General features: G+C 63.7%; 7 protein-coding genes. 3 read left to right on the forward strand and 4 right to left on the reverse strand.

What is annotated here, in order from left to right; genetic code table 11:
- The 3 genes from DXK32_RS13250 to DXK32_RS13260 form a co-directional block, all read right to left on the reverse strand.
- Positions 1–773: FG-GAP repeat domain-containing protein (locus DXK32_RS13250; protein WP_205215710.1), on the reverse strand; the 773-nt coding region annotated here is incomplete at its 3' end.
- Positions 774–1450: 677 nt separating this feature from the next.
- Positions 1451–3403 (reverse strand): tetratricopeptide repeat protein, encoded by a 1953-nt coding sequence (locus DXK32_RS13255; RefSeq protein ID WP_114858938.1) that lies wholly within the window; start codon positions 3401–3403, stop codon positions 1451–1453.
- Between the two features lie 316 nt (positions 3404–3719).
- Complete coding sequence (locus DXK32_RS13260; RefSeq protein WP_114858966.1) at positions 3720–4292, reverse strand: recombinase family protein; 573 nt, start codon at positions 4290–4292, stop codon at positions 3720–3722.
- Positions 4293–4567: 275 nt separating this feature from the next.
- Here DXK32_RS13260 and DXK32_RS33475 point away from each other — a divergent pair, with 275 nt between their 5' ends.
- The 3 genes from DXK32_RS33475 (at position 4568) to DXK32_RS13270 (ending at position 8071) form a co-directional block, all read left to right on the forward strand.
- Positions 4568–4696, forward strand: coding sequence for a hypothetical protein (locus DXK32_RS33475; protein ID WP_282184584.1), 129 nt, complete (start codon positions 4568–4570; stop codon positions 4694–4696).
- A 584-nt stretch (positions 4697–5280) separates the two neighbouring features.
- On the forward strand, positions 5281–5847 hold the full coding sequence (locus tag DXK32_RS13265; protein ID WP_162801165.1) for a lytic transglycosylase domain-containing protein: 567 nt from the start codon (positions 5281–5283) through the stop codon (positions 5845–5847).
- A gap of 13 nt (positions 5848–5860) precedes the next feature.
- Positions 5861–8071, forward strand: a complete 2211-nt coding sequence (locus tag DXK32_RS13270) for a DNA topoisomerase (protein ID WP_162801166.1) — start codon at positions 5861–5863, stop codon at positions 8069–8071.
- Positions 8072–8076: 5 nt separating this feature from the next.
- Here DXK32_RS13270 and DXK32_RS13275 read toward each other — a convergent pair whose 3' ends face one another.
- Positions 8077–8511, reverse strand: coding sequence for a hypothetical protein (locus tag DXK32_RS13275; protein ID WP_114858941.1), 435 nt, complete (start codon positions 8509–8511; stop codon positions 8077–8079).
- Positions 8512–8591 lie beyond the last annotated feature (80 nt).

Here is an 8591-nt window from a genome sequence, read left to right on the forward strand (position 1 = left end):
TCGAAGCCAACGAGGTCGGCACGCCCGTCGCCGTTGACGTCGGCGATTTCGCGGGTTGCGTAGTTCTGGGATTTCCAGTTGCTGTCGTAATCGAAAAAGGTGCTGGCCATCGTCGGGGCCGAAGCAAAGGTTCCGTCTGCCTGAGCGAGAGAGACATAGACACCGTAGTAGCCGAAACCAATGATGTCGGCTCGCCCATCGCCATTCACATCAGCGAGCTTTCGCGGATACGTGTCGTTGTTGGTCCATTGCTGGTTGATGCCGTACTGGCCACGCAGCGCCCAGTAGTAGCTGCCGAATGTGCCATCGGCTTGCCCCAGCGCAACCAACACCCCTTGCGCTTCGAAGCCAACGAGGTCGGCACGCCCGTCGCCGTTGACGTCGGCGATTTCGCGGGGACCGATGTTCTGGGACCCCCAGTTGCTGTTGTAGTCGAAGAAGGTGCTGGCCACCTTCGGGATGGCAAAGCTCCCGTCGGCCTGGGCGAGGGCGACGTATACGCCCTCGCGACCGAAGCCGATGATGTCGGCGCGTCCGTCGCCGTTCACATCCGCGAGCTTCCGCGGATACATGTCGTTGTTGGTCCATCCCTGGTTGGGCCCGTAATGGCCAAGCAGACCCCAGTAGTAGCTACCGAATACACCATCAGATAAGCTTGTACTATTTGAATTATTCCCAATTAATGTATCGTTTCCTGATTCTCCTTGCAAAAGATCTGCTTCAAGTGTGCTCGACAATATATCATTTCCGGCAGTTCCAATGAGTTTCGCCATTTATATAACTCCGCATGTGGAATAGATGCCTCTTTATAATTATAACGCATAAATTTCTATAAATAATTGATTATATTGTACGCCCGCGTTCAGAAACGTGCGTCAAAGGAGCGCATAGGCAGGAGTGGATTTCTTCAAGAAATGCCGAGATCATGGCATACTGACTCATAGCCCATTTCGAACGATGGACCAGAGCATTGGGTCCAAGCCTCCATCCCGGTTCGGCGGCAGCTGAGACTGACGCAGGTTGGGAAACTGCACTATCGTCTCCGACAGGAAGTTGTAGTGGTGCGCCACGGCCTGAATGGGGGCATTGCACGAAAGCGCAAACTGGCCGAGATGCGAGAACGAGGGATGAACGTGAGCTCCGCCGCGCTCTTTTATGCGCCTTTTCGCGACAGTAAGTCGCGCCGGCCCGATTGCCCTGCCGGGACAGCCACAACGCGGTGGTGCCGATCCGCTTGATAAACTACAGTTCTCACACTCCGCTACCAGACAAACGGGCGCCGCTCTGTTGGCTGGCGCAGACACTTCAGCAAAGGCCATAGACAGCAGTGGCGGCGAACGGATCAAGTTGTCGCTCGTGCGTATGGCTGGGTCCGCCGAATCTTGACCGAGCAACCTCAATGGCTGGACTAAGCGATGCTCGCACCCGCGCCATCACCATTCTTAACCAATTAATTGTCCAAAAAGAGGAATGAGAATTCCTGCCGCAGCTTTGCCGTGAGATGGTGATCGGGGAACTGTCCTATGGCGGTGCGCCATACCTTTGCCGCCCCCGCTATATCACCGCTGTTCCAATACACGCCGCCGAGGTTGAACATAGCGAGATCATAATTTGGATCAAGCGTCAGCGCCTTGCTGTAAGCGTCGATTGCTGCCGCCGTCCTACCCAATGTCTCGTACGCGACGGCAACCTGAAACCAACTTAACGCATCAGCTTGGATGATCTCGGCTTGTTCCAGCAGGATGGGCAGACTTTCTTCGCATCGGTCTAGGAAGTTCAAGGCGGTGCCCAGACAATAGCCATAATGACCTCCATTGAGTTCGAATGCCTTTCGGAAGCACCGTTCTGCCTCCACCCAATCGCTATCGTTCTGAGCCCAGTGCCCCAGGCGATCCCATAAAAAGGCAGCATCATCGCTATCGAAATGGTCAATGTGCTGTTCAAACTCTGCCCGGAATTCACCGTAGGCCTTCTCGATATCCAGTCCATGTTGGCGAGCATAGAACGCCACCAGCATCAGCTCCCGCCTTGCCACCACGGCATCAGGATGCGCATTGACGAAACGCCTCCAGAAAAAAAGCGCTTGGCGCGCGTTATCTGGTGTCGTCCGACCGAAGATCCCGACTTGTCGGGCGCACCAAGGCCAGATCCATACTTCACTGTCGGCACGATTTAACAGCGCATTTACTTCGCGAAATGCCGCGCGCCCTTCATTCAGGTTAAACAGGACGTTCACCTTCCATCCGGCCACAGCGGAGCTCCGCCCAAGCTGGCTCTCGGCGAAGATAGCGCGGTCGAAATGTTCCAACGCATCTTCATAGCGACCCACGCGGACAAAGTAGTTTCCAAGCGCGTTGTGAGCTTCCGGCAAGTCGGGATTCAGACGGAGCGCTTCGCGGTATTTTACGACGGCCGCTTCCGAGTCACCAAGCCGCTCGATGCTACTACCCAAATTCTTCAACGCTTGCGCAGCTATTCCCGGCTCCGCCATCAAAGCCTCATCGACCAGCGCCTCCTCGTAGGCCGCTTTCGCAGCCTTCTCGTCACCAAGCGCGGAGAGCGCGTTGCCGATCGTGTAATGCAGACTTCCAGGTTGATAGAGACCTCCCTGGAGCTTCGATCGAAAGTAGGTAATTGCTTGCTCGATACGCGCCAGCGACTGGCTACGCCCGTCCATGCCGAGGTTGATCTCCGCCATGTAGCATGGCCCCATCGTGTCATCATCTGTGCCTAGGACTGCCGTGAACCTATCGAAGGCGGCACTGATGACATCATCCATTCCACTCTCGTAGAGGTGCCGTAACAGGTCAACCGCTGCCTTCCGATCCGACGGAACGTGGACTTCCAGGACCGACCGCCTGAGCATCCTCGGCACTTCAGATGCATCCGTCATAATCTGCTTCGCGCGACGATCACGCGCGAATGTCGCTCCGGATCGGACGAGTGCTGCCAGAGACCTGAGTCTCTCGACAGTTAGCTCCTCGCGGAATGATACTGTCAGCGTCTGCTGCGCCGTCCAATTTCTATCGCCGTGATCATATTGGCGCAAAACTTCGTCGACCGAACAAGCGCGTAAGGAATGCGTTGGCAAATGGTAGCAAACGTAGAAGCTGTAAGGCTGCATGAGCAAGTAGTTCAGGTTTGTTCGGCTCACCTCGACACTCACCGAACCGTCCGCATTCAATGCACGCTCGGTGCCTTTGAGCTGGACATGAACCCTAGTGTTCGTTACACGCTCCTCATTGACCACTTCGATCTGACAATCCGTTCCATAATCCTTTCGGTCGATGCTCTGAAGAATGAAAGCTTTGCTTTCGAGCAAGCGCTTCTGAAATGCTGCCGAGGCCTCCTCCTCAACGACATGGTTACGGTTGCGCTTAGGCAGGTCGTCAAAGTAGGTCATATCATTACTCCCTGCGCTGTCATCGACAACCACGCGCGCCCCTTTATTATTCAGTTACACCGCGATCCGATGCACTAGCCGCCCTTTCACGAGTTGTTTCGGGGGCGCTGAGCTAAAGCCGAACCAGCAGAGCTTCTCGCATCAGCGCTAGCATTCGGGTCTCTGAGAGTGCGCCCTGCTGCTGATCCGGCTTTATCACCAGTTACACCACGCACAGTATCTCTGTTCGATTATTTTCCGGAAAGCAAGCCTTCCAGAACCCCAACCGCTACAGCACCAAGAATTGATGACAAGAACTTACCCATCATATGCTCCTTCACAATCTATTAGCTTCGCGTGGTCCAAGCTCGCGATAGAGCGTGCGCCGCGATACCCGAAACTCTTTCACGATGTGGTCCACCGGCACTGTGGGGTCGGCCCACAGCACCCGTACCAGCTTCAGCTTTTCGGCGGTCAGCGCCGACTTGCGACCGGGCTTGGCGCCCCGCGCCCGTGCTGCCGCCAACCCGGCCATAGTCCGCTCGCGGATGAGTCCACGCTCGAATTCCGCGATCGCGCCGAACAGGTGGAACAGCAACCGGCCAGTCGGCGTGGTGGTGTCGAGCGTCTCATGCAGGCTGCGCAGGCCGGCGCCGGACGCCTCGATCCGCCGCACTAAGTCGAGCAGGTCGTGCAGCGACCGGCCGAGACGGTCGAGGCGGTAGACCACGACGACGTCGCCGGGCCGGAGGGACCGCATCAGCTCGTCCAGACCCGGCCGCTCCGCCTTCGCGCCGCTGATTTTGTCGGTGTAGATGCGCTCCGGGTCCACGCCGGCCCCGGTCAGCGCCGCAAGCTGAGCGTCCAGAACCTGATCAGCAGTAGACACCCTGGCGTAGCCGAGCTGCACGTCGTCTCCTGTGCCAAAATCCGTCACCATCCTAACATGGTGGCACGCTTGTTATGGCACTGATTTTGGCACGCGACACTCCGCCACGTCTACGCTTGGCCCCGGGCGCTTAGGACCGCGTGCCAGAACCGTCCGATTGCGGCACAGCATCGCCAAGGGACTCTGGGGGACAGGCGACCTCGCGCGTGTACTGTTCACGCTCCCTCGCCCGCAAGTCTCCGGGAACAGGCCATTGTGCGCCCCGTGGGGGGCGCGGAGCCCCAGGAGAGGGACGCATGCACGTTGTCGAAGCCCTTACCCGCTTGGTCGTGGCGCTCACCGCCCTAATAGCCGCCACCGCGGCCCTCGTCGGAACAGCGGATGCGCTGCTTCAGCGGTTCCAGTCCATCGGGATCTTCGGCTGAGGGCTGGCCGGGGAGGGGAACCCTCCCCGGCGGCCGCCGCGACAGTGAAAGGCTCCTATTCGAGACTGGCCGCAATTTCACCGGCAGGCACCCACCGGCCCGCTGGAGCGTTCCTTTCATCGACCCACCGCTGGGCCGCCTCCCGATCACCCGGCAGCGACCGCCATGTGATCGAGCGGCGCCCGTCAGGATGCTCGTAATACTCCACCCAGAGGCTGCCTTCGCATATACGCACCGTGCTGCCGGGAAGCGGTTCAGCCATCCTCAATCTCCCTTGTTTCCGCGACTGCACGGCGCCGAACCCGAGCGGTTCCGGCACTGGCCGCCTAAGTGACCCCAAGAGGCTCCAGCCGCTACCGCCTCCACCACGCGCCAACGACCGTTAAAGCTTGCCTCTCCAGCCCCTACCGCTCCCAAACGGTGAGGCCTGACGCCCCTCCACCAGCTTAAAATTCCCGCCGATAAAAGCTGTTCGCGGGTGCTCGAACCCCGCACCGCCGTACCTGCATGCTCAAAGCATGAACTCATGGTGCTGGCCGAACAGGAAGAACAGAGCCGGTGAGCGGCGGGCAGCGCGCCCGCGCGTGACGGGGCTGCTTGCCGCCGTTCTCGCCGCAACGGTGTCGTCCGTCACGGAAACGCAAGCCCGCTCCCCGTCCGGCTCCTGCGAAGAGGCGATCGAACGGGTGGAGCGCCTCGTCGGCATTCCGTCCGGGCTGCTGCTGGCGGTCGGGCGCGTCGAGTCCGGCCTCAGCACCGGCGGCGAACCGCGCGTGTGGGCCTGGACCATCAACGCCGCGGGGCGTCCCATGCGCTTCGGCAGCCGGCGCATGGCCGTCCAGACGGTGCGCCGGCTGCTCGCCAGCGGCGTCCGCAGCATCGATGTCGGCTGCGTCCAGATCAACCTGAAGCATCACCCGGACGCCTTCGCCACGCTCGACGACGCCTTCGACCCCGATCTCAACGCCGCCTATGGAGCGCGCTTCCTGCTCTCCCTCTACGCGTCGACCGGAAGCTGGGACGAGGCGATCGGCCGCTACCACGCCGGAAGCGCCGGTCCCGAGCACCGCAAACGGGGCTACGCCTGCTCCGTCTACAAGCATTTCGTCCGCGTGCGCCGGGATGCCGCCCCGCACGCCCCTGGTTGCTGAAGAAGGACCCGTGATGGCCGCTCCCCAATTCGATGTCGGAATCCTCGCCGAGAAGAAGATCCAGGCCGAGCAGTACGCCGCCGCCCTGGGCGGGGGAGCGATGCGCGACGGCTACATCGAGGTCGCCAGGAGCCCGCTCGGGCGGGCGGTGATCATCTGGGGCTGGGGGCATGTCGACCGTCTGGAGGAACCCCGCGACGAAGGCGAGGAGTTCCGCGACTGGCGCTCCAAGGTCTGGCCGCACATCAACGCGCGGCCGCGCGTGCTGCCCTCCGACGATCCCAAGTGCAAGCGCCAGATCGCCGCCGCGAAGAAGCTGCTGCCGCAGTGCGCCATGGTGATCGGCGCCAGCGATCCGGACCGCGAGGGCGAGACGATCTGGCGCCATTTTCTCGAGCTGACCGGCGCCCGACCGCGCGCCGTGAAGAGGATGATCTGCGCGGAATCCAATCCGGGACCGCAGCGCGCCGCCTTCCTCGCCCTCAAGCACCCCGACCAGTATTACGGCCGTTTCGTCGCCGGCCGGGCCCGGTCGGTCATCGACCTGTGGGAGGGCACCAACCACACCGTCGCCTGTTCGGTCTTCCTGCGCCCGGGCGATCTCGGCAAGGGCTACTGGCCGATGGGCCGGGTCAAGGGAGCGGTGCTGGGTATCCTGCACCGCCGGCACGTCGAGATCCGCGACTTCCGCGAGGTCGCCTACTTCGAGATCCTCGCCGAGGTCCGGGTGCGGGCGGGCACCGTCACGTTGCGCCACGCCCCGTCCGCCGAGGAGCGCCTGACCGACCGCGCGGCCGCCCTGGCCCTCGCCGAGGCGGTCCGGGGCATCGCCGAACCGCTGACCGTGGAGCAGAAGCCGGTCGAGACCGCGCCGCCCAAGCTGTTCTCCAAGACCAGCTTTCTGACCAGGGCCGGCGCGCTGTGGGGGTGGTCGGGCGACAAGTCCGCCGAGATCCTGCAGGGGCTCTACCAGGACAAGGGCCTGATCACCTACCCGCGCGCCGAGCTGACGGTGGTCGCCTCCTCCGACGTGGAGAAGGCGCCACGGATCATGGAGCAGCTGCGCGGCCTCGGCGAACCGTTCCGCTCGGCGATCGACCGCCTGGACGGCCGCCTCACGGTGCGGCGCTCCGTGGTCAACGACCGGGAGGTGGCGGAGGCCAGCCACACCGCCATCATCCCCACCGACGTTCCGGCCGACGGCCTGCGCCTGACGGAGGACGAGGCGAAGGCCTACCGGCTGATCGCACAGTGCTACGTGGCGGCCTTCATGCCCTCGGCGCAGGGTCTGCGCACGACGGTCAGCATGGTTCCGCGGTCCGGCCCCTGCCGGGACCGCCTGTTCCGGGCCGCCGGCACCGTCGAGACGGAGCCGGGCTGGCGCGTGCTGTTCGGAGCCGACGACGGCGAGGCGGAGGAGGGCGGCGAGACCGACCGCCTGACGCCGGTGGCCGACGGCGAGACCGGTACCGTGTCGGCCGCCCGGCTTGAGGACAAGCGGACCCGGCCGCCCGTCCCCTACACCGAGACCAGCATCCTGGAGGCGATGCTGGAGGTGCATCGCCTCGTCCCGCCCGACAAGGAGCATCTGCGCGAGATCCTGAAGAGCTCCAAAGGCGTCGGCACCCCGGCGACGCGCGAGACGGTGATCAAGGAGCTGATCGCGTCCCAGCTGGTCGAGCGTGGCCGGGCCCGCGGCAAGGGAACGCCGCCCATCGACCTCTCCGGCCAGGGCATCATGCTCGTGGAGGCCCTCTTGCCCATCGTCCCCGAGCTGGTGCAGCCCGAGACGACGGCGCTTCTCGAGATGGATCTCGACCGCATCGAGCGGGCGCGCGACTCGCGCGGCGCCGACCGGCTGGCCGAACAGGTGCTGGAGGACGCCCGCGAGCGCATCCTGCGCCAGTTCGAGGCGATCCGCGCCAACGGCCGTCCACCCGAACCATCGGGGTCCCGTCCCGCCGCGCCCGGTCAGCGGGCGTTCGTCGCCGCCATCGCGGAGCGTCTCGGCCTAACGCTGTCCCCGGAGCGGCTCGCAGCGATGAGCGCGGGCGAGGCCTCCGCCTTCATCGACGAGCACAAGACGCGCTTCGAGGAATGCGCCGGCCGGGGTGGGAACGGGCGTTCGCGCTCGTCCCGCAGCACGGGGCCGGCTCGCGGCGGGCAGCGGCGGGACGAACCGTCCGTCGGGCGGCGGCGGTCCTCCGGGACCCGCCAGCCGTGAGCGCTTCAGCGGGTGCCGCGAATGCCGGAGCGGAGCGTCGCGTCCGGCTCGTCCTCGTCGATCACGCAGATCCAGGACAGCGCCGCGATTTCCCGGGCCGGCTGAAGAATGCTCGCGATCCGGCACCAGTCGAGCCGGATGTCCGCGGCGGGCTGAAGCGTCCGCGGGGCGAGGCCGCTTTCGCTGCGGCGGCCAGGATTGAGGCCGGGATCGATCCGTCCATGGGCGGCCACCTCCCACGCCGTCTGGGCGCTGACGGCCAAGCCGAGGAAGCAGCGCCGCGGTCCGCCCGGCGTCGCGCGCTCGGTAACCACCGGCCGGGCGCGGGGGCCGGGCCGGTCCTCCAGCAGCAGCGCCATCTCCGCCGGCATGAGCAGCAGGCAGGGGCGCGGGGGATCGGCCGGCGGGCGCTCGGACTCGGTGGGCAGGTAACTGAGCATGGGTCCTTGACACGTCTCTCGGCCAAGCGGGGCCGAACGGCATGAGCAAAAGCATGATACGCGTTGAGGACGCAAGCCGG

It is taken from the genome of Azospirillum brasilense, assembly GCF_003349955.1.
In the GTDB taxonomy this organism is placed as follows: domain Bacteria; phylum Pseudomonadota; class Alphaproteobacteria; order Azospirillales; family Azospirillaceae; genus Azospirillum; species Azospirillum brasilense_B.

Excerpts from the sequence above, each read along its gene's own strand:
- DXK32_RS13255 (WP_114858938.1), bottom strand. The coding sequence starts at position 3,403 with ATGACCTACTTTGACGACCTGCCTAAGCGCAACCGTAACCATGTCGTT.
- DXK32_RS33475 (WP_282184584.1), top strand. The coding sequence starts at position 4,568 with ATGCACGTTGTCGAAGCCCTTACCCGCTTGGTCGTGGCGCTCACCGCC.
- DXK32_RS13270 (WP_162801166.1), top strand. The coding sequence starts at position 5,861 with ATGGCCGCTCCCCAATTCGATGTCGGAATCCTCGCCGAGAAGAAGATC.
- DXK32_RS13275 (WP_114858941.1), bottom strand. The coding sequence starts at position 8,511 with ATGCTCAGTTACCTGCCCACCGAGTCCGAGCGCCCGCCGGCCGATCCC.